Annotated in this window: 22 protein-coding genes; 7 read left to right on the top strand and 15 right to left on the bottom strand. The window is 61.0% G+C overall.

The window, feature by feature from the left end; translation table 11 throughout:
• Positions 1 to 239 precede the first annotated feature (239 nt).
• The 9 genes from XALGPE39_RS12535 to XALGPE39_RS12495 all read right to left on the bottom strand — a co-directional run bounded on the left by XALGPE39_RS12535 (position 240) and on the right by XALGPE39_RS12495 (position 10,234).
• A complete protein-coding gene (locus tag XALGPE39_RS12535; RefSeq protein ID WP_235429809.1) occupies positions 240 to 2,210 on the bottom strand; it encodes a hypothetical protein in 1,971 nt (656 codons plus the stop codon).
• 34 nt (positions 2,211 to 2,244) lie between these two features.
• On the bottom strand, positions 2,245 to 2,661 hold the full coding sequence (locus XALGPE39_RS12530) for a GtrA family protein (RefSeq protein ID WP_045728464.1): 417 nt from the start codon (positions 2,659 to 2,661) through the stop codon (positions 2,245 to 2,247).
• A complete protein-coding gene (locus XALGPE39_RS12525; RefSeq protein ID WP_045728463.1) occupies positions 2,658 to 3,956 on the bottom strand; it encodes an NAD(P)/FAD-dependent oxidoreductase in 1,299 nt (432 codons plus the stop codon). Before XALGPE39_RS12525 ends, XALGPE39_RS12530 begins: the two co-directional genes overlap by 4 nt.
• Positions 3,957 to 3,977: 21 nt before the next feature.
• A complete protein-coding gene (locus tag XALGPE39_RS12520; RefSeq protein ID WP_045728462.1) occupies positions 3,978 to 4,922 on the bottom strand; it encodes an NAD-dependent epimerase/dehydratase family protein in 945 nt (314 codons plus the stop codon).
• 1 nt (position 4,923) lies between these two features.
• Positions 4,924 to 5,652 (bottom strand): SDR family oxidoreductase, encoded by a 729-nt coding sequence (locus XALGPE39_RS12515; RefSeq protein WP_045728461.1) that lies wholly within the window; start codon positions 5,650 to 5,652, stop codon positions 4,924 to 4,926.
• Positions 5,653 to 5,654: 2 nt separating this feature from the next.
• Positions 5,655 to 6,962 carry an FAD-binding oxidoreductase gene (locus tag XALGPE39_RS12510; RefSeq protein WP_045728460.1) on the bottom strand — a complete coding sequence of 436 codons (1,308 nt, stop codon included), beginning with the start codon at positions 6,960 to 6,962 and terminating at the stop codon, positions 5,655 to 5,657.
• Complete coding sequence (locus XALGPE39_RS12505) at positions 6,962 to 8,350, bottom strand: UbiA family prenyltransferase (RefSeq protein WP_045728459.1); 1,389 nt, start codon at positions 8,348 to 8,350, stop codon at positions 6,962 to 6,964. Before XALGPE39_RS12505 ends, XALGPE39_RS12510 begins: the two co-directional genes overlap by 1 nt.
• 196 nt (positions 8,351 to 8,546) lie before the next feature.
• Positions 8,547 to 9,488 (bottom strand): electron transfer flavoprotein subunit alpha/FixB family protein, encoded by a 942-nt coding sequence (locus XALGPE39_RS12500; RefSeq protein ID WP_045728458.1) that lies wholly within the window; start codon positions 9,486 to 9,488, stop codon positions 8,547 to 8,549.
• Positions 9,488 to 10,234, bottom strand: a complete 747-nt coding sequence (locus XALGPE39_RS12495) for an electron transfer flavoprotein subunit beta/FixA family protein (protein ID WP_045728457.1) — start codon at positions 10,232 to 10,234, stop codon at positions 9,488 to 9,490. Before XALGPE39_RS12495 ends, XALGPE39_RS12500 begins: the two co-directional genes overlap by 1 nt.
• Positions 10,235 to 10,462: 228 nt before the next feature.
• Between XALGPE39_RS12495 and rfbB the strand changes: the two genes are divergently transcribed.
• The 4 genes from rfbB to rfbD all read left to right on the top strand — a co-directional run bounded on the left by rfbB (position 10,463) and on the right by rfbD (position 13,932).
• Positions 10,463 to 11,518: a dTDP-glucose 4,6-dehydratase gene (gene rfbB, locus XALGPE39_RS12490; protein WP_045728456.1), complete on the top strand. Its 1,056-nt coding sequence runs from the start codon at positions 10,463 to 10,465 to the stop codon at positions 11,516 to 11,518.
• A gap of 61 nt (positions 11,519 to 11,579) precedes the next feature.
• Positions 11,580 to 12,467 (top strand): glucose-1-phosphate thymidylyltransferase RfbA, encoded by an 888-nt coding sequence (rfbA, locus tag XALGPE39_RS12485; RefSeq protein ID WP_045728455.1) that lies wholly within the window; start codon positions 11,580 to 11,582, stop codon positions 12,465 to 12,467.
• Positions 12,464 to 13,021, top strand: coding sequence for a dTDP-4-dehydrorhamnose 3,5-epimerase (gene rfbC / locus XALGPE39_RS12480; RefSeq protein ID WP_045728454.1), 558 nt, complete (start codon positions 12,464 to 12,466; stop codon positions 13,019 to 13,021). The genes rfbA and rfbC overlap by 4 nt, the downstream gene beginning before the upstream one ends.
• Positions 13,018 to 13,932, top strand: coding sequence for a dTDP-4-dehydrorhamnose reductase (rfbD, locus tag XALGPE39_RS12475; RefSeq protein WP_045728453.1), 915 nt, complete (start codon positions 13,018 to 13,020; stop codon positions 13,930 to 13,932). The genes rfbC and rfbD overlap by 4 nt, the downstream gene beginning before the upstream one ends.
• 75 nt (positions 13,933 to 14,007) lie before the next feature.
• Here the strand turns inward: rfbD and XALGPE39_RS12470 are convergent, their stop codons facing one another.
• On the bottom strand, positions 14,008 to 15,411 hold the full coding sequence (locus tag XALGPE39_RS12470; RefSeq protein WP_045728452.1) for a mannose-1-phosphate guanylyltransferase/mannose-6-phosphate isomerase: 1,404 nt from the start codon (positions 15,409 to 15,411) through the stop codon (positions 14,008 to 14,010).
• Positions 15,412 to 15,466: 55 nt separating this feature from the next.
• Positions 15,467 to 16,813, bottom strand: a complete 1,347-nt coding sequence (locus XALGPE39_RS12465) for a phosphomannomutase/phosphoglucomutase (RefSeq protein ID WP_045728451.1) — start codon at positions 16,811 to 16,813, stop codon at positions 15,467 to 15,469.
• A gap of 132 nt (positions 16,814 to 16,945) precedes the next feature.
• Here XALGPE39_RS12465 and XALGPE39_RS12460 point away from each other — a divergent pair, with 132 nt between their 5' ends.
• Both XALGPE39_RS12460 and XALGPE39_RS12455 read left to right on the top strand, forming a co-directional pair.
• Positions 16,946 to 17,683, top strand: a complete 738-nt coding sequence (locus XALGPE39_RS12460; protein WP_045728450.1) for a CoA transferase subunit A — start codon at positions 16,946 to 16,948, stop codon at positions 17,681 to 17,683.
• 1 nt (position 17,684) lies between these two features.
• Positions 17,685 to 18,314, top strand: a complete 630-nt coding sequence (locus XALGPE39_RS12455; RefSeq protein WP_045728449.1) for a CoA transferase subunit B — start codon at positions 17,685 to 17,687, stop codon at positions 18,312 to 18,314.
• 1 nt (position 18,315) lies between these two features.
• On the opposite strand, the gene XALGPE39_RS12450 is transcribed toward XALGPE39_RS12455, so the two are convergent.
• Together XALGPE39_RS12450 and XALGPE39_RS12445 are read right to left on the bottom strand one after the other, a co-directional pair.
• Entirely contained in the window at positions 18,316 to 20,367 is a 2,052-nt protein-coding gene (locus XALGPE39_RS12450; RefSeq protein ID WP_045728448.1) for a glycoside hydrolase family 99-like domain-containing protein, read from the bottom strand.
• A gap of 6 nt (positions 20,368 to 20,373) precedes the next feature.
• Positions 20,374 to 22,017 (bottom strand): electron transfer flavoprotein-ubiquinone oxidoreductase, encoded by a 1,644-nt coding sequence (locus tag XALGPE39_RS12445; protein ID WP_045728447.1) that lies wholly within the window; start codon positions 22,015 to 22,017, stop codon positions 20,374 to 20,376.
• A gap of 115 nt (positions 22,018 to 22,132) precedes the next feature.
• Here XALGPE39_RS12445 and XALGPE39_RS12440 point away from each other — a divergent pair, with 115 nt between their 5' ends.
• Entirely contained in the window at positions 22,133 to 22,714 is a 582-nt protein-coding gene (locus XALGPE39_RS12440) for an alpha-ketoglutarate-dependent dioxygenase AlkB (protein ID WP_045728446.1), read from the top strand.
• Here XALGPE39_RS12440 and XALGPE39_RS12435 read toward each other — a convergent pair.
• Together XALGPE39_RS12435 and XALGPE39_RS12430 are read right to left on the bottom strand one after the other, a co-directional pair.
• Positions 22,701 to 23,348 carry an ABC-type transport auxiliary lipoprotein family protein gene (locus tag XALGPE39_RS12435; RefSeq protein ID WP_045728445.1) on the bottom strand — a complete coding sequence of 216 codons (648 nt, stop codon included), beginning with the start codon at positions 23,346 to 23,348 and terminating at the stop codon, positions 22,701 to 22,703. The two genes, XALGPE39_RS12440 and XALGPE39_RS12435, sit on opposite strands and share 14 nt — an antisense overlap.
• Positions 23,345 to 24,271 carry an MlaD family protein gene (locus XALGPE39_RS12430; protein ID WP_045728444.1) on the bottom strand — a complete coding sequence of 309 codons (927 nt, stop codon included), beginning with the start codon at positions 24,269 to 24,271 and terminating at the stop codon, positions 23,345 to 23,347. The genes XALGPE39_RS12435 and XALGPE39_RS12430 overlap by 4 nt, the downstream gene beginning before the upstream one ends.
• Between the last annotated feature and the right edge of the window lies 1 nt (position 24,272).

Below are 24,272 nucleotides of genomic sequence, written 5' to 3'. Positions count from 1 at the left end.
TCATGTTGATTCTGTGTCGATTTCTGCCGGTGATGATTGCCAAGCGTATTGCTTGGCAATCTTGCCAAAATGCAAGCCGATGGTTGGCGACGACTGACTCCGTCATTATCTTGGGGTCCATCTCAACCGTTTCTCCTACTCTGGCACTGGACGGTCCCAACTTGCAGTCGTCTTGCTCGTCATGCAAATGACGTCGGCATGCGGTGCAGAGGTAGGCAACCGCCCCGCCGTCATTGTGATCAGTTGCCTGGCCTAATGGCGAGTCGCTGCAGAGCAAAGCCCAGTTCTCGCCCATCAGCGCTTATCCCCTCAGAAACAGGACTGAACGCATTGGGTGTTCTGATTTCTAGGGTGCACAAGTCGCAATCGAGTTCGGCTTCCACGGAAGCCGAATTTTTCAGCGTAGCGGAGTAGATCTGCTTACCAGAGAGAAGAACTTCAATATGTTGTTCCTTGATGTTTCCTCCAAGGAAGGGCGAAAGTTGCAACGTCATGCGATCGCTTCGATTTGCCTTGAATTGCAAAGCGGCTCCACGTCCCAAAGAAAAAACGAAATCACCGCTCGGTTCAGCGGTTGAAAACGAAGCGAGGGAGCAGTCCCTAAGTGCCTCGCCTATGGAATGATCTCCCACATACTTCCTCTGTGCCATTGCTGGTATGCAGAATGCATTTAGGCCGAGCGGCGATTGCTTGGGCGGATTTTCACCCTGGCGTGCATTGATGAATATGGGGTTCGAAATGGTATTGAGTGACAAGACATCAAGGGAGTGTTGCTTTCCAAACATAAAATCCCATTCTTTGCTGACGTGTACGGATGCTCCCTCGCGCTCTAGTTCAAGAGTGAGCGCAGTCGTCATCGGCCATGACTCTGTTGTCACAGAGATCAGGAAGGATTTACCTCGTGAGGAAGGCATGATTGGAGAAGGAAGTGCATATGTTTCACCGCTTGAGAATGCAGTGTGAGGCCGGTAAGTCATAATTATGAACGTGCCAGCCAGCAAAAAAGTCGAGGGTGCGATCAGTTTTGCGTAATTTTGCAGCAGCGCGGCGAGCCCTTCCATGATTAAGAAGAGGGAAATGGCAACTAGGGCGTAGACATAAAACGAATTGAATTCGTAAAGGGGCCCAGTGATACGCGTAGCCCAGAATATGGACATGGCCAGTGCGAGAAATGCGGCGAGGAAGATATTCCTGTATCCGGAAGTTCGTTGGCCTAGTGGCGTAAAGAAGACGGCCAAAGTAGACAAGCATAGAAAGAGAGAGGCATGCCACGCACTTGCTAATGTGGCACCGTGTTCTGCCGTTATTTCTGGATACGGATCAAATAACCAGAAGCCCAGAATATAGCGCAATGCCACATGAAAGGATGGGCGCGGATCCTGGTTTGCATGAAGGTAGCCAAGAATCTCCTGGATATTAGAGGGTCGTACAAAAGCCGCATTGATGAGTATGGGGAGTGCAAAAACAAAACCTATCGCAAGCAACCAGATCAGCGTCCGGAGGTGCGGTCGCCAATTCCTGTCCGTGCTGAGGACCCAACCCATTGCACCATAAGTGGCCACGGGAACGGTCAGTGCAGCTTGCGCTACGTGTCCGTGGATACAGAATCCGGATGCAAGGGTCAACGCAACCAAGCCCGAGTCTTGTCCCCTTGAGGCAGCAGCTGCAGCAATGACCAGCAAAAGAAACGGCCCGAACAGAACGTGAGGTGGCCAAATGCTGGAGAGACTTCCGAAGCTTGTCAGGCCCAACACGACAATGACCGCGAGTACAAGGCTGCTTGCTGCCCTCTTGGAGTCGCATGTAAGCGCACAAAGGCATGCTGAGAGTGCGACAAAAAAGCTCTGGAGGATTATTCCTGCTAGTACATGGGCTTGATGCGGACTCTTTACTATGTGCAAGACCTTGAAAAAGATCGACTCGCCGAGTGCATATGCATAAAAAAATGCCGGGCCAGGATGATGGAAATGCCAGCGCGAGTAATTTCCGAGCAATTCCTTCATTTTTCCTGCATTGGAAATCTGCAGCGCATTCGCGGCGAAGTCACCGGATTCAAGAACTGCGGGGCCAAAAATGAAGTGAAACGTTCCAATGAACTGGGAGAGTAGAATTACTACGTATGCAGTAAAGAAGATGGTCGGCAGATCTGGCTTTTTTAAGCTGCAAGTAGATGAGCCTTTGGGGAAAAGAAGGGATGTTGTGTATTTCATGAGCATCGTATATTTGATATCCGTGAATGTAAATTCAACGAGGCGCTTTTTGCGGGGCTGCAATCTTGAAGCTCAGATGCTTGTGTCCAATAAAGCTGGTGAAAATCGGAGTGATCACGCCGGCGGCATGTGCAATGGTTTCGGGATAAAAATGAAACCCGATTAATGGGAAAATCCAATGAGCCAGCAGTAAGCTTATTGCGATCGTCTGTAATATGGCTATCATATTAACTGTCACGAACCAGAAGGCTTGTTTATGTAGCGCGGTTGCCGATTTTTCGAACACGAACTGGCGGTTCAGCACGAACGCGATAGTCATTCCAATTAGGTAGGCCAGTGCGATAGCTGGAACATAAGCAAGCCAGTGGCTAAGAAGGATTCGCGAGGAAAAGTTAGCTGCGGCAGCAATGCCTCCCGCAGCGACAAAGCCGATGAACTGCCGGTTGATCATATTTTCGACAGAGCCGTTCGAGCGATCTCGCATCCTACCGAAATACTCTCATTGATCGAGCGATCTTCCGGGTAGTAATACGCCGTATCCGCCATGAAGAAGCCGCGTAGCGGCGTCTTCATCGGCGGTAGCATGTCCTGGAATCCAGGCGGGCAGATCGTTTGTGCATACTCGTAGCGATGGCAATGGGTGGCGCGGATCCATTCCGGCTTGAAGTCGGGATTGATCATTGGCAGGTAGCTAATCACTTCATCGATCAGTTGCTGGTTGCTCCACTGCCACTTTGGATGTGTTTTGGGCATGTAATAGGGCGCGTATACGATGTGCTCGCCGGGGCCCTTGCCTGGGTTGAGGTTGCTGTACTCGATCAGGCCCGGGATGGCGATCCGGTCGTCGCTGATGTTCATCCAGAAGTTTTCGCTGACCGGTTTGGAGAGTTTGAGGATTACGCAGGCGACCGGAATGTTTTCGATCGCAGTGATCTGGTCGGCGAATGCCTGCGGTAGGCCGGGAACCATTTCCGGCACATATTGGATCGGTGCAGTGGATACTACGCCATCGTAGGCATGGTGGCCGCTGGACGTGCGAATACCGGTGATATTGCCGTCGGCGGATGTGACCTCGTCGATTGGTTGGGATAGCAGAATGCGGCCTCCCAGACGCGCGACTTCCGTCGCCATTCGATCGAGAAGTACCGCTGAGCCACCTTGCAGATAGCCCATGCTTTCGTTGAAGAGATTACGCCGCGACAGCGCCACGCGCTTGATACGGGTACCGATCCACGAGGCTGACAGGGCGTTCTGGTATTCGAAGAATTTCAGTGCAAACGCTTTTTCCCACATCACCTGATAGGCCTTGGGCCCGATCCAGCGTATGATCCAGTCGCGCGCGTTCTCCTTGTCCAGCGCGGTCCAGTCGCTGATGCCCTTGGTGTGCATGACGTGCAGGGCATAGCGAATCTTGTCGACCAGCCCCAGGTGCGGGAAGCCAAGCAGGGCGAAGGGGGTCCCCCACTTGTGCAGCTTGCCTTGGTAGTAGTACCCCATTTTGGTATCCGTCCAGTGCAGGCGGTCCGATAGTTTCAACTCGTCGAGAAGTTTGAACAGCGGGAAATCGGTCTTGCAGATGAAGTGGTAATAGCGTTCGATGCGCAGGCCATCGAAATCGAAATCCGCGGACATGCCGCCGATGCGGTCGTCGCGTTCGTACACGTCGACCTGATGGCCTTTCTTCAGGAGTTCCATGGCAGCCATCAGGCCCATTGGGCCGCTGCCGACAATCGCGAAATTACTCATGTCATCTCTCGTGGTGACGGTTCAGCGCTTGAGCACGATGTGGCTGTAGCGCGGGTCGGTATAGCTTTCGCGGATCGCATCTTCGAACGGCGTCTGGCGCACGCCGAACACCGTCTTGGTGTCCACGCCCTTGAAGTCGTCACCGGCGCTGAGCGCTTTGAGCTGGTCGGCAGTGAACGGAGGCTTGGTGCTGAATAGCGAGTACACGCGCAGCAGGAAGGCGAAAAAGCTGATCGGGATATGCACGATCAAGGTGTGCAGGCGTTTGACTCGCTTGATCGTCTTGATGATATCGACGTAGTCGACGCGGGTGTCTCCGACGATGTCGTAGATGTCGCCATCGGGTTCGCGCTCGATGCATTTGGCGATGCAGCGGCAGAAATCGCGCTCGTATAGCGGTTGACGCATGAACTTGCCGTTGCCGGGAATTGGAAACACCGGTGTCTTGGCCATGAAGCGCGATAGCCAACCCAGGTGTTTGGGATCGAACCAGCCGAACATCAGGGTCGGACGCAGCACGCAGTGGCGCAGGCCGCTAGCGACCACCATGGCTTCCTGTACGCGCTTGGTCTCGGTGTAGTCATCCTTGGCGACCGAGTTCACCACCGAGGAGCTGATGTGCACCAGATACGGCACGTCCGCCGCGCGGCAGGCGTCGAGCACGTGGGCAGTCGCAGTGAGATTGTTGCGGGTGAACAGGTCGCTGGTCTTGCCGGTGATCTGCGCGTGCAACTGGGCGACGCAGGCCGCGTCCGCGAATTCGCGCGTCCAGTCGCCGGGCTCGGCCAGGTCCGCCTGCACCACGCGCACGGCCGGATGCAGCTCGCGCAGGATCTGCAGGTTGTGCGCGTGTTTGTCTATCGCTACCAGCTGGGTGTAGCCCTGCTGCTCGAGTTCGACGATCAGGTTCTGTCCGACCAGGCCCGCAGCGCCGGTGATGACGATCTTGGCGTGTTTGTCGGTCATGTCAGAGCTTGATCCTGCGGAAAACGCATTCGGGAATGGATTTGATGATGAACATGATGGCCCACCAGAAACCGGGCAGGTAGGCGATTGCGCGGCCACCATCGACCGCGCGCAGGATGCCCTTGGCGATGTGGTCGGGCTTGGCCCACAGCGCGCCCTTCTTGAAAGCGGCGGTCATTGGCGTGTCGACGAATCCTGGTTTGATCGTGAGTACGTTGATTCCTTGCTGATGCAGGCGCTGGCCCAGGCCACTCAGATAGGCGCTGACCGCAGCCTTGGCGCTGCCGTACAGGTAGTTGCTGGCGCGGCCGCGATCACCGGCCACCGATGAAATCACCGCTAGCGTCGCACCGGCATGCAGGCGCGGCACCAGCGCGGCGCACAGGGCGATGGTCGAGGTGCCGTTGGTGGCGAATTCGTGCAACGCCAGCGCGACGGAAGCTTCGCATGCTGCCTGGTCAGGAAGTGTGCCGTGGGCGATCAGTACCACGTCCACGCTACCCAGTGCAGCCCAAGCGGTGTCGAACGCCGCAGCGTGGCCGGCGGTATCGTTGACGTCGAGCACCCCGTAACTGGCGTTGGCCCCGCGCACCGAAAGATCCGCTGCGATTGCTTCTAAGCGTGTGGCTTGGCGACCGAGCAGATGAATCGCCGCACCGCGGGCAGCGTAATGACGGGCGGTGGCTTCGGCGATGGCGGAGGTCGCACCGATGATGAGGACGCGTTGCATGTTCACTCCGTGACCCGGCGCCAGAAGCCGGATGAAAAACGTGGATCGAGATAGCGGCTGAATGCTTGCCAGCGGCTGTAGGCGTGTTGGAACGAGTGAGCGCTCATGCGCGCATCCTTGGCAGGGTACAGAGCGCCGCCGGCTTCGTCGACGATGCGGTCCAGCCGTTCCAGCAGGCGCAGCACTTCGGTGCCGTTATTGGGGAAATCCAGGGCGAGCGTGGTGCCTGGGCGCGGAAAAGACAGCATGCCGGGCGAGGCGATGTCGCCGAATTCCTTCAGCACAGCGAGGAAGGAGCCGCTGCCGCTGCGTGCGATTTCCGCCAACAATGCGTCTACGCCCTCGCGCGCGGTGGTCGGTGGCAACACGCATTGGTATTGCAAAAAGCCGCGTGGGCCGTACATGCGGTTCCAGTGGCCGATACCATCAAGTGGGTAGAAGAACGGCAGCACATGGCTGAGCCGGCGTTTGCGCAGTGCAGGCTGGCGCCAGTAGTACAGTGTATTGAACGGTCGCAGCGATAGGCGGTTGACCAGAGAAAATGGCGGGGTCATTGGCATGACCATGCCGTTGCCGGGCGTACTCGGACGTTCTTCGGGCAGGCCGGCGCAGTGATCGGCACGGGTGAAATGACCGCGTCCGCGTGCGCGCCCGCTGGCCAGGCAATCGATCCACGCGACGCTATATTCGTGGCTTTTGGCCGATGTGGCGGACAGGGCGAAGAACTCGTCGAGCGAGCCGAAGCGAATATTCTCCGTCTCCAGCACGGGACCGGCGACGCGGCGCAATTGGATCTCCGCCCAGGTGATCAGCCCGGTCAGGCCGAGTCCGCCCACCGTCGCCGCAAACCAGCCCTCGGCATCGTCGTGCGCGGTGCACAGACGGCGGTTGCCGTCGCTACGCAGCAGTTCGAAGGCGCACACGTGATGGCCGAAGGTGCCGGTGCGGTGATGGTTCTTGCCGTGTACGTCGTTGGCGATAGCGCCGGCCACGGTGACGTAACGTGTGCCTGGTGTCACCGGTAGGAACCAGCCTTGCGGCAAGGCCAGGTCGATGATGTCGGCGAGGGTGACGCCAGCCTCGCAGCGTAGCCGACCGGATTGCGGATCGAAGTCGATGAAGCGGTCCAGGCCGCGTGCGCATAGCAAGGTGCCGTCCGGATTGAGGCAACTGTCGCCGTAGCTGCGGCCATTGCCGCGTGGTAATGCACTGCCTGCGAAGGCGGGCAATGCGGCGGTCCGGTCGAGGATCGTTAGCAGCGTTTGCGTTGCCCGAGGATAGCGTCCCCAAGAATGCCCGGCATCTGTCATCAGATGGCGCTCAGCGCGAACAGACCGCATAGCGCCACGACCACCTGGCTGACGCGATCGGTGGCAGCGAAGACGATCGGGTCGTCGTGCATGTCGCCGCGATGCGCCACGATCCAGACCCGGCTGACCCAGTACAGCAGCACTGGGCAGATCAGCCACAGCAGTTGCGGATGGTGGTATAGGTGCACGCTTTCCGGGCTGTTGATGTACAGCGCCATGACCAGCACCGCGATGTAGCCGGCGGCGGCACCCATCGATTGCAACAACACTAGGTCTTCCACGGAGTAGGCGCGACCGCTGGCCTTGGTCTTGCCGCTGTTGAGCATTGCGTGCAGTTCGGTGTATCGCTTGAGTAGCGCCAGTGACAAAAAGATAAACATCGAGAACGCTAGCAGCCAGAACGACAGGTCCAGGTGGATGGCCACTGCGCCGCCGATGATCCGCACGGTATACAGCGCCGCCAGCAGTACAACGTCGATCATCACGATGCGCTTGAGACGCAGCGAGTAGGCCAGGGTCATCGTGTAATAGGCCAGCAAGACCAGGGTGAATTGCGGCGTGCAGGCGAGCGACAGTGCAAGTCCGGCAAGAGTCAATGCGGGCGCAGCGAACAGTCCTTGCAGAAGCGGTAGCCGACCGGCGGCGAATGGACGTTTGCGTTTGCGTGGATGATGTCGATCGGGGGTGAGGTCGAGCAGGTCGTTGAGGACATACACACCCGAGGCGCACAGCCCGAACGCGACCATGGCGATAACCGACTGTAGGATCGATTCGCCCTCCATGAAACGATGCGCAGTCAGTAGCGGCACGAACACCAGCAAGTTCTTCAACCACTGGTGCAGACGCAGCGCCTTCAGCCAGGCGCGGGTACGCGGTGGCGCCGGCCAGTGTGCGTGGACGGTGGTGCGTTGTGCCGCTGCCGCGCGCAGCCCGTTGCCGTTGTTGACCACCCAGGCACCGCCGGCCTTGTCCCAGACGTGAAGGTCTACGCGGCCATTGCCTGCATAGTCAAAGTTGCCTGCGCCGAAGCGCTCCACCAGGACGTCGGCCTTGTTGCGGCCGGACAGGTTGCGCTGGCCGTCGCTGGCGATGACCTCTTCGAACAGGCCCAGGTGTGCGGCAATTGGTGCGACCAGTAATTCATCGGAAGCCGTGCAAAGCACGCGTGGACGCTGTGGCGTGGTGCGAAGCAGTTCCAGCACATCCGCGTTGTAGGGCAGTGTTTCTGCTGGAAGCGACACGCGCTTGGCGAGTTCGCGCTTCAATGCGGCTTTGCCGTGCAGTAGCCACAGCGGCAACAGGAACAGGTACAGCGGATTACGTGCCAGCAGCGCGAGCAGAGACTCGTAGAGAATGTCCGAATTCAGCAGCGTGCCGTCCAGATCCACACAGAGTGCATGCCCTGAAACACCTGGGCGGTCTGCTGGAAAACTGGATGTAAGTGGCATTACGCAACCTGATGATCGAAAGCTGAATCGCGATTATAACCCGCTCTGTTCAGTAGGCTGGGCGAGTCCGTAGGAGCTGGTTACGTAAACAGCCAGCGTACCGGCCCAGATGGCAATATCAACCATTGTTCACGGCTCAGCCAAGCGCCTTTTCCAACTCCGGCAGCACGGTGAACAGATCCCCGACCAAGCCGATATCGGCGATCTCGAAGATCGGTGATTCCGGATCCTTGTTGATCGCCACGATGGTGCCAGCGTCCTTGATCCCGGTCAGGTGCTGGATCGCGCCACTGATGCCGATGGCTACGTACAAGTCAGGTGCGATGATCTTGCCGGTTTGCCCAACCTGCAGCTCGTTCGGCACGTAACCGGCGTCGACCGCCGCGCGCGAGGCGCCGACCGCCGCGCCGAGTTTGTCGGCCAGTTGGTAGACGATTTGGAAGTTTTCCGCCGAGCCGACGCCGCGCCCGCCGGACACCACGCGCTTGGCGCTTTGCAGATCGGGGCGGTCGGAACTACCGGCGGCCAAGCCGATGAAGCGAGTGTGGTTGGGCAGCGCGACGTCGACGCTGATCGCTTCAATTGCAGCGTTGCCGCCTTGCGCCGCTTCGGGCCAGGATGCGTTGCGCACGGTGGCGACCACGATCTGATCGGCTGGCGCCTGCACGCTGATGATGGCGTTGCCGGCATAGATCGGGCGCTTGAACGCGTACTCGCCGTCCACCGCCATCAGGTCGGAGATCTGGTTGACGCCGAGCAGCGCGGCCACCACCGGCATCAGATCCTTGCCGAAGGTGGTGGAGGGGCCGAATACGTGGGTGTAGCCCTTTGCCAACGCAGCGATCTGCGGGCCCAGCACCTGCGCAATGGTGTGCGCATTGGCCGGGTTGGCGACCGTGAGTACACGGGTGACGCCGGCGATTTGCGCAGCCTGCGCGGCCACCGGGGTCGGATCGGTGGCGAGCACGACGATGTCGATGGTGGCGGGCGACAGCGCTTGCGCGGCGCTGACGGTTTTGGCGGTGGCGGCGTTGAGCTGCCCGTTGAGGTGTTCGGCGACGATGAGGATCTTGGCCATTACAGCAACCCTTTTTGCTTGAGTGCGGCCACCAGTTCGGCGGCGTCCTTGACCATCACGCCGCGGCTGCGCTTGGCGGGTGGGGCGTAATGAGTGATGGCGAGGCTGTCGTTGGCCTGCACGCCCAGGTCGGCGAAGGCCAGGGTCTGCAGCGGCTTGCTTTTTGCCTTCATGATGTCCGGCAGTTTGATGAAGCGTGGTTCGTTCAGGCGCAGGTCGGTGGTGATCACCGCCGGCAGATCCACTTCCACTGTTTCCAGGCCGGCATCGACCTCGCGGGTCACCGTGGCCTTGCCGTCGGCCACGACCAGCTTGCTGGCGAAGGTGGCCTGTGGTCGGCCCCACAGTGTGGCCAGCATCTGCCCGGTCTGGTTGGCATCGTCGTCGATGGCCTGTTTGCCGAGGATCACCAGATCCGGCTGCTCCTGCTCGACCAGCTTGAGCAAGGTGCGTGCGGCGGTCAGCGGCTGGATCGCGGCGTCGGTCACCACGTGGATGGCGCGGTTGGCACCCATCGCCAGGCCGTTGCGCAGGTGCGCGGCGGCGTCGGCCGGCGCGATGGTGGCGACCACCACCTCGCTGGCGATGCCGGCGTCGCGTAGGCGCAGCGCCTCTTCCAGGGCGATCTCGTCGAATGGATTGGCGGAGAGCTTGACGCCCTCGGTGACCACGCCGGAGCCGTCCGGTTTGACCTGGATGCGGACGTTGTAGTCCACCACGCGCTTGTAGGCGACGAGGATTTTCATCGTGTACGTGATCCTTCAGTAGTGCGGGAAGCCTCGGCTGCAACGGCAGGCGCGGGGCAGTCGGAGGATTCTAACCGGGTGCGGGGTGCCATGCGATGGCGTATGGAGGGCGCAATCAGCGGGCCGCGATCGCCCGGTGCGGCGACCACGACCGATTCATATAAAGCGTATATTCTGTGCGGTTTGGGCATTGGGTGCCGACGGCGTCCGATCAGGAGAGACACAACAGTGGCGACTTGGCTCGTGACCGGCGGTGCCGGTTTCATCGGCGGCAATTTCGTGCTTGAGGCAGTGGCGCGCGGCGCGCGGGTGATCAACCTGGATGCGCTGACGTATGCCGGCAATCTGCACACCTTGGCTGCGCTGCAGGGGAATCCGGACCATGTCTTCGCGCATGGCGATATCGGCGACCGCGCCCTTGTGACTCGCTTGCTGACCGAACATCAGCCAGATGCGGTGCTCAATTTCGCTGCCGAAAGCCATGTGGATCGTTCGATCGATGGCCCGGGAGCGTTCATCCAGACCAATGTCGTCGGCACCCTTGGCCTGCTGGAGGCGGTACGCGATTACTGGAAAGCCTTGCCGGACACACGCCGCGAAGGTTTCCGCTTCCTGCATGTGTCCACCGACGAGGTCTATGGCACGCTCGGCGAGACCGGTAAGTTCACCGAAACCACGCCGTATGCGCCGAACTCGCCATATTCCGCGTCCAAGGCCGCTTCCGATCACCTGGTGCGTGCGTTCCACCACACCTATGGGTTGCCGGTGCTGACCACCAACTGCTCCAACAATTACGGCCCGTATCACTTCCCGGAGAAACTCATCCCGCTGGTGATCGCCAAGGCGCTGGCCGGCGAACCGCTGCCAGTCTATGGCGATGGCAAGCAGGTGCGCGATTGGTTGTTCGTCGGCGACCACTGCGAAGCGATTCGCACCGTGCTGGCCAAGGGCAAGGTCGGCGAGACCTACAACGTCGGTGGTAACGCCGAGAAGCAGAATATCGAGGTGGTGCAGGCAATCTGCGCACTGCTGGACGCGCGGCGTCCGCGCGAGGACGGCAAACCCCGCGCCAGTCAGATCACCCACGTCGCCGACCGGCCGGGTCACGACCGACGCTACGCGATCGATGCGTCCAAATTGAAGAACGAACTGGGCTGGGAGCCGACGTATAGCTTCGAGCAGGGAATTGCGGTCACTGTGGACTGGTATTTGAACCATCAAGACTGGGTGCAGGGCGTACTCGACGGCAGCTATCGCCTGGAACGGATCGGGACGGCGGCATAACCCGCGTCCCTCGTAACGTGCGTGCCGCTTGGGCGGTGCTGACATGCAAAGGAAAGACCTCATGACGCAACGCAAGGGCATTATTCTCGCAGGCGGCTCCGGCACGCGGCTGTATCCGATCACCAAGGGTGTGAGCAAGCAGTTGCTGCCTGTTTACGACAAGCCGATGATCTATTACCCGCTCAGTGTGCTGATGCTGGCTGGGATTCGCGAGGTGCTGATTATCAATACGCCACACGAGCAGGCGCTATTCCAAGCGTTGCTCGGTGATGGTGCGCAGTGGGGAATGAATATCGCCTATGCGGTGCAACCGAGTCCGGATGGATTGGCGCAAGCGTATCTGATCGGGCGCCAGTTCGTTGCCGGAAAGCCGAGTTGTCTGGTATTGGGCGACAATATCTTTCATGGTCATGGTCTGACCGAGACCTTGCGTCGTGCCGATGCGCGGCAACGCGGCGCCACTGTCTTCGGCTACTGGGTCAACGATCCCGGGCGCTATGGTGTCGCCGCGTTCGATGCAGCCGGCAAGGTTATCGATTTGGAGGAGAAGCCGCTCAAGCCGCGCTCCAACTACGCTGTCACCGGCTTGTATTTCTACGATGGTCAGGCTAGCGATCATGCGGCGGAATTGAAGCCGTCGCCGCGTGGCGAACTGGAGATCACCGATCTTAATCGCCGTTACCTGGAGGCCGGTGAACTGCATCTGGAGGCATTGGGGCGTGGCTACGCCTGGCTGGATACAGGCACCCATCAGTCGCTGCACGAAGCGTCCAACTTCATCGAGACCATCCAGGCGCGGCAAGGTTTGCAAGTGTGCTGCCCGGAAGAAATCGCGTTCGGGCAGGGCTGGATCGACGCGGCGCAGCTGGAGAAACTTGCCGCTCCACTGCTGAAAAACAACTACGGCAAATACCTGCATGAACTGGCTGTCAGAGGAATCGTTCTGTGAAAGTGATTGAAACCAGTCTGCCCGGTTGCGTTGCGATCGAGCCGGCGGTGTTCGGCGACGCGCGTGGCTACTTTTTCGAGGCGTGGAATGCCGAACGTTTCGCTCAACATGGACTCCCCACCCATTTCGTACAGAGTAATGTCTCCACCTCCGCCAAGGGGGTGTTACGCGGTTTGCATTACCAGTGGCCGCGGCCACAGGGCAAGCTGGTCAGTGTGCTGGAGGGGGAGGTCTACGATGTTGCCGTGGATATCCGCCATGGTTCGCCGCATTTTGGGCGCTGGGCGGCGGTGGTGCTGAGCGAGGAGAATAAGCGGCAGTTGTGGATTCCTGAGGGTTTTGCCCACGGTTTCGCCGTGCTTTCCGAGCGCGCGGTGTTCAGCTATCTGTGTACCGATGTGTATGTCAAGGAAGTCGATGCGGGGGTGCGCTGGGACGACCCGGCCATCGCGGTGGACTGGCCGATCAGCGCGCCGGTGTTATCGCAGAAGGATGCCGTTGCGCCGTGTCTGGCCGAAATCCCTGTTGAGCGTCTGCCGGTCTATCGGCCATGACGGTGCTTGTATTCGGCGCCAATGGCCAGCTCGGGCAGGAACTGTTGCGCGTGCTGGCAACGCAGGGGCCAGTGTTAGCGACTACCCGTAGCGGTCGCTTGCCCGATGGTCGCGTCTGCGAGCGCGTCGATTTTGATCGGCCACAAGATCTCGACGTATTATTGGATCGTCTGCAGCCATCGGTTGTCGTCAATGCGGCGGCCTACACGGCGGTGGATCGCGCCGAGCAGGATGCCGACGCAGCGCATCGTGCCAATGCTCAGTCGCCTGGGAGTATCGCGCGCTGGTGCGCGGCGCATGGCGTGCCGCTGGTGCATTACTCCACCGATTATGTGTTCGACGGCCAGGGCACGTGGCCCTATCCCGAAGATGCGCCGACCGCGCCGCTAGGCGTGTACGGCGCGACCAAGCTGGCGGGCGAGGAGGCGATCCGTGCCTCTGGGGCACATCACCTGATTTTCCGCACCGCCTGGGTGTATGCCGCGCATGGACACAACTTCCTGCGCACCATGCTGCGAGTAGGTGCCGAGCGCGATGAGGTGCGCGTGGTCGCCGACCAAGTCGGCACGCCGACGCCAGCGGCGTTGATCGCGCAGGTCACCGCGCACGCATTGGCACAAGGTGCGACGCTGCCATCGGGTATCTGGCACCTGACCGCGGCGGGCGAGACTACGTGGCATGGTTTCGCCGAGGCGATCTTTGCCGATGCGGTGGCAGCAGGCTTACTGCCGCGCGCGCCGCGTCTGCTGCCGATTGCCACCACGGAGTATCCGACGCCCGCCAAACGTCCGGCCTATTCGCGTCTTGATGTGTCCAAGCTGCAGTGCGATTTTTCGCTGGAACTGCCGCAGTGGCGCGACGGTCTGCGCCAGGTAATCGGCGAACTCGTCGCACAGGCTTCCGACACTTAACATGCCGGATGCGCGAGTGGAAAAACCAAAGAGCCGGGCGATGCCCGGCTCTTTGCGTTCAATGGTGCATTGAACTTAGGTGCGCCCGTAGGTGTCCTCGAAACGCACGATATCGTCTTCGCCCAGATAACTGCCGGATTGCACTTCGATCAATTCCAGTGGCAACTTGCCCGGATTCTTCAGCCGATGGGTCACGCCCAATGGGATGTAGGTACTCTGGTTTTCAGTGAGCAACAGTACCTCCTCGCCACGCGTCACTTCGGCCGTGCCGCTGACCACGATCCAATGCTCTGCGCGGTGGTGATGCATCTGCAGGCTCAGCGTCGCACCGGGTTTGACCGTGATGCGCTTGACCTGAAAGCGCTGGCCGTTGTCGATGGAATCGTAGGCGCCCCATGGCCGATAGACCTTGCGGTGCCAGGTTGCTTCGGTGCGCCCACTGGCCTTGATCCTGCCCACGATGTCCTTGACCTCCTGGATGCGTTCGCGATGCCCGACCAGCACCGCGTCGTCGGTCTCCACCACGACCACGTCCTGTAGCCCGACCATGGCGATCAATCGCCTGCCGTAGGCATAGGTGTTGCGGCAGTCGATTTCGATCACGTCGCCGTGGTGTGCGTTGCCGTTGCTGTCGCGCGGCGACACCTCCAGCAGCGCGGACCAAGAACCCACGTCGCTCCACTTGGCGTCGAGCGGCACCACGACCGCGTCTGCGGTCTTTTCCATCACCGCGTAGTCGATGGAATCGGATGGGCTGGCGGCGAACGCATCTTTTTCCAGACGAATGAAGTCGCTGTCGCGCTTGGCTGTTTGCCATGCCTTGTCGCACGCATCGGTGATCGCAGGTTGGAAACGCCGGAGTTCTTCCAGATAACGCGAGGCGCGGAACAGGAACATGCCGCTGTTCCAGTAGTATTGGCCCGAAGCCAGATAATCCTGTGCCGTAGCCAGGTCGGGCTTCTCGACAAAACGTTCCACCGCACGGGCGCCATCGCCGGCAGCGGCCTTGATGTAGCCGTAGCCGGTTTCCGGTGCAGTCGGCTGGATTCCGAATGTCACTAACTTGCCGGCTGTCGCTGCGGTGGCAGCACTTTTTACGGCTGTCTGGAACGCGGCTTCGTCCAGGATCACATGGTCCGACGGCAGTACCAGCAGCAGCGGATCGCTGCCATTACGTATCGCTTCCAGTGCGGCCACCGCAATGGCGGGCGCGGTGTTGCGACCCTTGGGTTCGAGCAGGATCGCTCCCGGCTTGACCCCGAGTTGCTGCAACTGCTCGGCGACGATGAACCGATGTTCTTCGTTGGCGACCACGATGGGCGAGTGATCGGCAATCGGGGCGGCACGCAGCCAGGTCGATTGCAGCATGCTGCTGTCCCCGACCAAGGGCAGGAACTGCTTGGGATAGGTCTCGCGCGACAGTGGCCACAGGCGGGTGCCGGAACCACCGGACAAGATGATGGGGAGAATATCGCTCATGAACAGAGAAATTCCATGTGGACGTTGAAGGATTTGTGCGAAGAAGAATTCACAATCAGGCGTTCAATAGAGCAGAAATTTCCCGCGTGCGTTGTTCCAGTAGCGCCGCATCGCCGCGTGTTTCTACGTTCAGCCGCAGCAGCGGTTCGGTATTGGAGCTGCGCAGGTTGAAACGCCATTGCGCGAATTCGGCGCTGACGCCGTCGGTGTAATCCAGCGCGGGCGACTGCGCCGCGTAGTGCTGCATCACCCGCGCCACCGACGCTTTGGCGTCGGCGACTTTGAAGTTGATCTCACCGCTGCACGGGAATTTCTGCATCCGCGCTTCCACCAGGTCGGCCAGTGAACGTCCCGATTGCGACACCAGTTCGGCGATGAGCAGCCATGGGATCATGCCCGAGTCGGCGTAGGCGAACTCGCGGAAATAATGATGCGCACTCATCTCCCCGCCGTACACGGCATTTTCGCTGCGCATCTTCTCTTTGATGAAGGCGTGCCCGCTCTTGCACAGTACCGGGATACCGCCGGCGTCTTCGACCATTTCGATCGTGTTCCAGGTCAGGCGTGGGTCGTGCACGATCTTGCCGCCGGGCTGCTTGGCCAGGATCGCCTGTGCCAGCAGGCCCACTAAATAGTAGCCCTCGATGAAGCGGCCATTTGCGTCGAAGAAGAAACAGCGGTCGAAATCACCATCCCAGGCGATGCCGAAATCCGCACCGTGCTGTTTGACCGCGTTGGCGGTGGCCGCGCGGTTTTCCGACAGCAGCGGGTTGGGAATGCCGTTGGGGAAATTGCCGTCCGGTTCGTGAAACACGCGGACGAATTCGAATGGGAGATGCGGCGCCAACAGATCGACAATGGCACCGGCACCGCCGTTGCCGGCGTTGACTACCAGCTTCAAGGGTTTGAGCGAGGTGCGGTCGACGTAGCTGAGCAGGTGCGCGATGTAGGCGGACTTGTCCGGGTTGTGGTGCTCGGCGGCAGTCGGCGTGCCAGCAGGTGCGGTGTCGGCAGCCACGGTATCGCGGATGGCGAACAGACCAGTGTCGGAACTGATCGGACGCGCGTGCTCGCGCACCAGCTTCATGCCGTTGTAGTCCATTGGGTTATGGCTGGCGGTGACCATCACGCCGCCAGCGGCCTGCAGGTGGTCGGTCTGGAAATAGACTTCCTCGGTGCCGCACAGGCCGATATCGATCACCTCGCGGCCGCTGGCGCGCAGGCCTGCGGACAGTGCCGCCTGCAGCGACGGGCTCGCCAGGCGCACATCGTGCCCTACCACCACCGGCCCGCTCTGCAACTGTCCTGCCAATGCCACGCCGATGCGGCGCGCCAGGTCCTCGTTCAGTTCGTCGGGTACGCGACCACGGATGTCGTAGGCCTTGAATGCGGGAAGCGACATGTGAAGAAGGTCCTGAGTCATATAGAAAGGAGATTGTAACGTTCCTGCGCTTAATCGCTCGCTGCGGCGCTCACTCCAACGTGCAGCACACGCTCTAAACTACCCACCTACAGTGCAATGCGGAGCTGGCGAATGGGCGACATCTCTCCCGGGGCAACCGGGCAGCGCGGCAAGCGTTTCCCCGATGCGGCCACGGCGCTGGCCGATGTGCTGGCCGATGGTCAGACCCTGGCGGTCGGTGGGTTCGGTCTGTGCGGTATCCCCGAGGCATTGATTGCCGCATTGCGTGATAGCGGCGTGCGTGGACTCACGGTGATCTCCAATAATGCCGGCGTCGACGGTTTCGGCCTCGGGCAACTGCTGACGACCCGGCAGATCCGCAAGATGATCTCGTCTTATGTTGGCGAGAACAAGGAATTCGAACGCCAATACCTGGCGGGCGAGTTGGAGTTGGAATTCAATCCCCAAGGAACCTTGGCCGAGCGCCTGCGCGCTGGCGGTGCTGGCATTCCCGCGTTCTTCACCGCCACCGGCTATGGCACCGTGGTTGCCGAAGGCAAGGAGACGCGCGAATTCGATGGCAAGCATTATGTGCTGGAAACCGCGCTGCGCGCCGACGTGGCCCTGGTCAAGGCATGGAAGGCCGATGCTGCCGGGAACCTGGTGTTCCGCAAGACCGCGCGCAACTTCAATCCTGCCTGTGCGATGGCCGGCAAGGTCTGCATCGCCGAGGTCGAGCAGGTGGTGGAGATCGGCAGCATCGATCCCGATCAGGTGCATCTGCCAGGCATCTATGTGGACCGCATCGTGCACAACGGGCATCCGGAAAAACGCATCGAACAGCGCACCCTGCGCCAGAAGGAGGCCTGACATGGCCTGGACCCGCGACGACATGGCGCAGCGCGCCGCCCGCGAACTCACCGACGGTGCCTACGTGAACCTTGGGATCGGCCTGCCGACGCTGGTCGCCAACCACATCCCCGAGGGCATGGAGGTGTGGTTGCAATCGGAGAACGGTCTACTCGGCATTGGCCCGTTCCCGAGCGAGGACGAAGTGGATGCGGACCTGATCAACGCGGGCAAGCAAACCGTTACCGCACGGCCTGGCGCCAGCTATTTCGGCAGCCACGATTCCTTCGCGATGATCCGTGGTGGCCATATCGATCTGGCGATCCTCGGCGCGATGCAGGTCAGCGCACGCGGCGATCTTGCCAACTGGATGGTGCCGGGCAAGATGGTCAAAGGGATGGGCGGGGCGATGGACTTGGTAGCGGGGGTCAAGCGCGTGGTGGTGTTGATGGAACACGTGGCCAAGGATGGCAGCCACAAGATCCTGCCCGCTTGCGACCTGCCACTGACTGGCGTCGGCGTGGTCGACCGCATCATTACCGACCTGGCGGTGTTCGATGTGACGATAGACGGATTGGTGCTGGTGGAGATTGCCGAGGGTGTGGACGAGGCGGAGTTGGTTGCTAAGACTGGTGTGCTGTTCCGGATTTGAATTAACGGCTTGGTTGTGCGTAGGGATAGGCGGCGGCTGTTCTGCTACCAGTGTCGGTTTCAGCTAGACGATAGCCAGCGTGCCGCACTACAGCACCAAATGTGCGTTCCAGTGCATGTGCAAGCGTCCCGTCGGTTTGTGCTTGCTCTGGCTGGAAATCATCGGGTGACAGATGCGCGTCCAGCACAGGGCGGAGCGCCTGCAGGCGTGCCCAGAACATCGTGCCTGCGGGAAACCGCAAATCTTCACCGCGGGTGGCGATGCCAAGGCGCGTGGCCAGGAAATCCAATTCGTCGGCATTGCTGCCGAGATAGGTTTCCAGTGGAAGCAGGTGCCCGCGCGGGGCGAGCAGGCCGAGGTCGGGCTGTTCTATGAACTTGCGGATGCATGTCTCCGGTCCGTCGTCAGGGGGCGATAGACTCGCCAGCAGTTCCGTCGCCCAGCGCTCGCCGTCCCGGCGATGCAATGACCGCTTGGTATGCAGTTTCAAAACTAGGTCCACGCCCTCGTTGCACAGGCGGTCGGCCTCGTGCAGGAATGGCAACACGTCGCGCCCAAGGTTGGGATACACCCGCAATTCGGAGGCAAGGCCATGGGATGCCATGACCGATGCGCTTGCATCGGCATGCGCCGCGTCTGTGGTGACGATGATGCGTGGTGGTTGTGGCCAGCGTGCGATCGCAGCGGCTATCGCCACTAGTGCATCGACGTACCAAGCATGCACTACGACGGCGATGTGTGGTGTGGGGTTGGGGGAAGGCCTCAACAGCGCTTTGTGTGTTTGCTCCAGCCATGCGTGCCCAAGTCGTTGGTCCGGTTCCAGCACCGCACCCTCCGCCCATTCGTTCCAAGCGTTGATGAATACGATGCGGTGCGGTGGCGCGACATTGGCCAGACGTTCGTGGATGGTGCGGCGCAGCCAGTCGCCGTAGCCGCGCGGTGATGCATGCAGCAGCACCTGGCCACGGCCGGGCCGACGTGGTTCGTTGTCCCAACCCGGATTAACCCCAGGATACAGCCGGTATGCCGGCAACGGGCGTAAGGCGGCGGCGTTGGCGAGGGTGCGCCAGTCCAGCACAGAGCCGCAATAGTGCGGATTGATCAGGGTCTGCCGCGCCGATATCGAGGCTGCCGCACTCAGGTTGGGTGGGAATTCCACTGCCGCATCGAAACCGATCTCAGTAGGGTCGGTCCGTTCGAATCCCTGCACGTAGGCAAGGTGGATTTCGCCCACATCGTGCGCGTTGCACCACTGGCGCCAACGTGCGGCTGTCGCTGCAGGATCGGGCATCAGATGCGGGCGATACACCAGCAACATTGGTCTGCCGTCCACTCGTAGATAGCGGTGGTCGCGCAGGTAGGGTGCAATATATGCGATGAAGGCTAAATCGTCTTCGGCGCTGTGTTGTTGGGCGATGAGCACATCGTGGTCGCGTCCGTCCCAGCGCCGGCTCCAGTTTTCGTTGGCCCAGCACAGGCAGAACGGAAGCGTGATGTGTGCGTCGTCGAGCCACTGCCGCAGCGGCTGTTCCATCAGCGTTTTTCCGGCGAACCAATAGAAGTAGAAACAGAACGCGCCGATGCCGTATTCGGCCGCCAGACGTGCCTGTTCGCGCATTACTTTGACATTGCTCAGGTCATAGAAGCCCAGATCGGCCGGCAGTCGCGGCTGAGCATGCCCCACGAATTGTGGCAAAGCGCGGGTGACATTGCGCCATTCGGTGAAGCCTTTTCCCCACCACTGGTCGTTCTCGGCGAAGGGATGGAATTGTGGCAAATAGAATGCCACCAGGGTGGCCGGCAGCACTGTCGGCAATGTCTGTTGCTGGTAAGGCACGTAACCGATGGCTGGCTGGTTGCTGCTCACCCTGGGGCGGCGAATGTCGCCTCCTACCATGCGTCCACGTGGCTGCGGTGGCGCCCAATCTGCATGGCGGCTCAGAAAAGCGCTGCGCCAACGATCACGAATACTTTCATGAAGCGGCAGCAGTCGGAACGCGGTGCGCATCGTCGCATACAGTGCCGCGCGGATCATCTGGGAAAAGGTCCTCATTGGCGCTCACAAATTCTGGTAATTCGGGCCGGATCCGCCTTCCGGCGTGACCCAGTCGATGATCGCGTAGGGGTCTTTGATGTCGCAGGTCTTGCAGTGCACGCAGTTGGCGGCATTGATCTGCAAACGCTTGCCGGCTGCGTCGTCGACGATTTCGTACACCGAGGCTGGGCAGAAACGTGTGCAAGGATTGCCATATTCTTCGGTACAACGGGTGACGCAAATCTGCGGGTCACGCACGCGCAGGTGCACGGGCTGGTCCTCCTCGTGCTCGGTGGCGGCGAAGTAAACGCCCTGCAGGCGATCGCGTGGCGCCAGTTCGCGCTGCACGTAATCGCGTTTGGGCTGTGTGTGTTCACCCAGCCTGTCCAGGGTTTTCCAGTCGGCAACAACTTTGAGCGTCCATGGCGAGGCGCCCTTGACCAGCGTTTCCCAGGCCGCGTTGAACAAGCCGAACCACAGGCCCTTCTTGAAACCCGGTTTGATGTTGCGCACCTGGCGCAGTTCGGCCATCGCCGCCGAGTTGCGCAACTTGGCGTCGAAGCCGGTGGGATTCAACGCCGCGTCGGTCGCCAGGTGTTCGGCGGCCAGCATGCCGCTGCGGATCGCCTGATGGGTGCCCTTGATCTTGGGCACGTTGAGGAGCCCGGCGGTGTCGCCGATCAGCAGCGCGCCGGGCATCTCCACCTTCGGCAGCGACTGCCAGCCGCCGCTGGCGATGGCGCGTGCGCCTGCCGACAGAATCGTGCCGCCTTCCAGCAATGGCTTCATCATGGGGTGGTTCTTCCACTGCTGGAATGCCTCCCACGGCTGGTAGTCGGGATCGCGGTAATCCAAGCCGCTGACGTAACCCAGCGCTACCTGGTCGTGTTCCAGGTGATACAGGAAGCTGCCGCCGTAGGTCGTATTGTCGGCCGGCCAGCCCAGCGTGTGCACGATCTTGCCTGGGGTGACGCGGCCTGCCGGTAGTTGCCAAAGTTCCTTGATGCCGATCGAGAACGCTTGTGGGTCGTGACCGGCGTCGAGCGCGAAGCGCTGGATCAGGCGCTTGGTCAGATGCCCGCGCGCGCCTTCGGCCAGCACCGTGACCTTGGCGCGGATGTCGATGCCGGGGGTATAGCCGGGTTTGTGCGTGCCGTCCCTGGCCACGCCCATGTCGCCGATACGCACGCCGATGACGCTGCCGTCATCGGCGTGCAGGGTATCGGCGGCGGCGAAGCCGGGGTAAATCTCCACGCCCAGTGCTTCGGCCTGCGGCGCCAGCCACGCGCAGAGCGCGCCGAGGCTGACGATGAAGTTGCCGTGGTTGCGCATGCCCGGCGGCACGATCGGGAACTTGTGTGCGCGGTCTTTGCTCAGGTACCAGAACTCGTCCTCGCCGGCCGGCACGCAGATCGGCGGTGGAGCATTGCGCCAGCCCGGTAGCAGCGCGTCCAGCGGCGCCGGTTCGATCACCGCGCCGGACAGGATCTGCGCGCCCACGGTGCTGGCCTTCTCGATCACGCAAACCGAAATCTCGGGATTGAGTTGTTTGAGCCGGATGGCGAATGCCAGCCCGGCCGGGCCCGCGCCGACGGTGACCACGTCGTACTCCATGACGTCGCGTTCCACCGGCTCCGACGCACTGGTGCCGCCCTGCGTTCCCGTCATCGTGTTTTGCTCCCGCTCGCGTGTTCTGGCGACCGGCATTTTCAGTCTTTGCGCGTGAAGGGGCAAATGGCGAACATCTGCCGATGCCTGGGGCGCGACGTGCTAGCGTGGTGCGATGGAACTGCACTTGCCAGGCGCCGAGATCCGTTGGTTGCCCGATTGGTTGGCCCCCGAGGAAGCCACACTGCTATTTGCGCAGTTACTGGTTGAGGTGAGGTGGGAGGTGCATCGCATCCAGCTATTCGGGCGGCTGGTCGATTCGCCCCGGTTGAGTTGCTGGATCGGTGATCCGGAAGCGAGCTACCGCTATTCGGGAACCCGCTTCGCCCCGCATCCATGGCCCGCGGTACTGTTGCCATTACGCGAACGCCTGACGGCTGAAACCGGGGTGGCCTTCAATAGCGTGCTCGCCAACCGCTATCGCAATGGCCGCGACGCGATGGGCTGGCATAGCGACGACGAAAAGGAACTTGGCCCGAATCCGTTGATCGCGTCGTTGAGCCTGGGCGCGTCGCGTCGTTTTGTGTTGCGCCATCGCAGCGAGCCGAGGTTACGTCAGGCGCTGGAGTTGAGTTCGGGTGGATTGCTGCTCATGGCTGGGGACACTCAGCGTCTGTACCGGCATGCCTTGCCGCGTACCGCCAGGCCGGTCGGCGAGCGGATCAACCTGACGTTCCGTACGATCACCGCCGTGTAGGCGGTGGCACAGCACGCGCTGCATCGGCCTGACCCTCTTGCAAGGTCCAACCGACCACCGTGCGGCTCAACTGCGACAGCGCCTGACCGAAGGCGTCGACCACCTGTGCCTCGCCGGTGCCGCCAGCGGTTTGCGTCACCAGAAACGTGTGCGATGAGACCACACGCTGGTCGAGGTTGTGCAGCAGTTTGACGCTGAGTTCGATCGTGGCCGCAGGGACAGCGTGTCCGGCGTAATCCGATTCGAAGCGGCGCAGTTCCAGCAAAAGTTTGTAGTCTGCGCCAACGCCGCTGCCGAGCCGGGCCACGCCGGGGATGCGGCCGGAATCCTCGAACGCGCGCAGCAAGGTATCTTCGAGCATATCGGTGGCCGGCTGTGCCCAACTCGCCCCGCTGTAGACCTGCAATTCGTCGGGCGTGGGACGCACCACGATACGTTGGCTATCGACCATAAGCGCTGCGCTGGGCTTGGTGATTGCCAGTTGCCAGCTCACCTGCGGCCATGCCGGATCCGAGGTGACTTGCACGTGCGGTGCGTAGATCGTGACCGAGTCCTTGCTGCCGCCAGTCAGTGAGCAACCGGCGAGCAGCAGGGCATGGGCGGTGAGCAACAAAAAGAGGCGCATCGGCTTCATTTGGGTTTGAACTCCTTGGGTGCGTCGTGACCAAGCAGATAGCGCGCGGGATTTTTCTCCAAACGGTCGCTGACTTGGCGCAGGTCGCGGATCAGGCTGCGCAGCTCGGTCAGCGTCGGGCCGAGTTGGCCCAGGCCGTCGTTGGCGAAGCTGTTGATGGCCGAGCGGTTCTCGCCCAGGATGTTGTTGGCATTGCCTGCGGCCGAATCCAGCTTGCTCAGCGTGTCTTCCAGTTTGCTCAGCAGCGGTGGCAATTGCTTGACCAGATTCTGGTCCAGGTGCTGGATGGTGCCGTTGGTGGTCTTGAGTGTTTCATCGAGGTGGCGTGTGGCATCGCGTGCGCTGAGCATCAGCGACTGCACGCCATTGTCGCGGTCGGCCAGTGCGCCACTGATTTTCTCCAGGTTGTGCAGCGTGGCGGTGATGCTGGCCACGTTGCTGTCGCTGAGCACCTGGTCGAGGCGTTCGACGATGTGGTTGGCGGTATCGGTAATGTTCTGCAGCGCCGACGGCGTGGTTTGGATGATCGGCGCATCGTTGTTGTCGATCGCGGTCAGCTTCGGCGCCTCGGGAGTGCCCCCGGAGAGTTGGATGATCGTTGGACCGGTCAGGCTGGTGATGCCCAGTTTGGCGCGGGTGTCGCTCTTGACCGGCGTGGTCGAGTTCACTCGGATGCGTGCCACGACCTGGCGTGGGTCGTTCGGTGCCAGGGTCAATTCGGTGATCGAGCCGACCGCGATGCCGTTGTATTGCACCGGGCTGCCCACCGACAAGCCGGTCACCGCTTCGCGAAAGACCACGCGGTATTCCTGCCATGTGCGGTCGGACGAGTATTTGGCGGCCCATAGCCCGAACAGCAGCAGCGCGATTCCCACCACGATGGTGAAGGCGCCGATCAGGACGTAATTGGCTTTGGTTTCCATG

The sequence above is a fragment of the Xanthomonas sp. GPE 39 genome (genome assembly GCF_000963005.1).
GTDB lineage: Bacteria > Pseudomonadota > Gammaproteobacteria > Xanthomonadales > Xanthomonadaceae > Xanthomonas_A.
This window is presented reverse-complemented; position numbering and strand designations above follow the sequence as displayed.

Excerpts from the sequence above, each read along its gene's own strand:
- XALGPE39_RS12535 (WP_235429809.1), bottom strand. The coding sequence starts at position 2,210 with ATGAAATACACAACATCCCTTCTTTTCCCCAAAGGCTCATCTACTTGC.
- XALGPE39_RS12530 (WP_045728464.1), bottom strand. The coding sequence starts at position 2,661 with ATGATCAACCGGCAGTTCATCGGCTTTGTCGCTGCGGGAGGCATTGCT.
- XALGPE39_RS12525 (WP_045728463.1), bottom strand. The coding sequence starts at position 3,956 with ATGAGTAATTTCGCGATTGTCGGCAGCGGCCCAATGGGCCTGATGGCT.
- XALGPE39_RS12520 (WP_045728462.1), bottom strand. The coding sequence starts at position 4,922 with ATGACCGACAAACACGCCAAGATCGTCATCACCGGCGCTGCGGGCCTG.
- XALGPE39_RS12515 (WP_045728461.1), bottom strand. The coding sequence starts at position 5,652 with ATGCAACGCGTCCTCATCATCGGTGCGACCTCCGCCATCGCCGAAGCC.
- XALGPE39_RS12510 (WP_045728460.1), bottom strand. The coding sequence starts at position 6,962 with ATGACAGATGCCGGGCATTCTTGGGGACGCTATCCTCGGGCAACGCAA.
- XALGPE39_RS12500 (WP_045728458.1), bottom strand. The coding sequence starts at position 9,488 with ATGGCCAAGATCCTCATCGTCGCCGAACACCTCAACGGGCAGCTCAAC.
- XALGPE39_RS12495 (WP_045728457.1), bottom strand. The coding sequence starts at position 10,234 with ATGAAAATCCTCGTCGCCTACAAGCGCGTGGTGGACTACAACGTCCGC.
- rfbA (WP_045728455.1), top strand. The coding sequence starts at position 11,580 with ATGACGCAACGCAAGGGCATTATTCTCGCAGGCGGCTCCGGCACGCGG.
- rfbD (WP_045728453.1), top strand. The coding sequence starts at position 13,018 with ATGACGGTGCTTGTATTCGGCGCCAATGGCCAGCTCGGGCAGGAACTG.
- XALGPE39_RS12470 (WP_045728452.1), bottom strand. The coding sequence starts at position 15,411 with ATGAGCGATATTCTCCCCATCATCTTGTCCGGTGGTTCCGGCACCCGC.
- XALGPE39_RS12465 (WP_045728451.1), bottom strand. The coding sequence starts at position 16,813 with ATGTCGCTTCCCGCATTCAAGGCCTACGACATCCGTGGTCGCGTACCC.
- XALGPE39_RS12460 (WP_045728450.1), top strand. The coding sequence starts at position 16,946 with ATGGGCGACATCTCTCCCGGGGCAACCGGGCAGCGCGGCAAGCGTTTC.
- XALGPE39_RS12455 (WP_045728449.1), top strand. The coding sequence starts at position 17,685 with ATGGCCTGGACCCGCGACGACATGGCGCAGCGCGCCGCCCGCGAACTC.
- XALGPE39_RS12450 (WP_045728448.1), bottom strand. The coding sequence starts at position 20,367 with ATGAGGACCTTTTCCCAGATGATCCGCGCGGCACTGTATGCGACGATG.
- XALGPE39_RS12445 (WP_045728447.1), bottom strand. The coding sequence starts at position 22,017 with ATGACGGGAACGCAGGGCGGCACCAGTGCGTCGGAGCCGGTGGAACGC.
- XALGPE39_RS12440 (WP_045728446.1), top strand. The coding sequence starts at position 22,133 with ATGGAACTGCACTTGCCAGGCGCCGAGATCCGTTGGTTGCCCGATTGG.
- XALGPE39_RS12435 (WP_045728445.1), bottom strand. The coding sequence starts at position 23,348 with ATGAAGCCGATGCGCCTCTTTTTGTTGCTCACCGCCCATGCCCTGCTG.
- XALGPE39_RS12430 (WP_045728444.1), bottom strand. The coding sequence starts at position 24,271 with ATGGAAACCAAAGCCAATTACGTCCTGATCGGCGCCTTCACCATCGTG.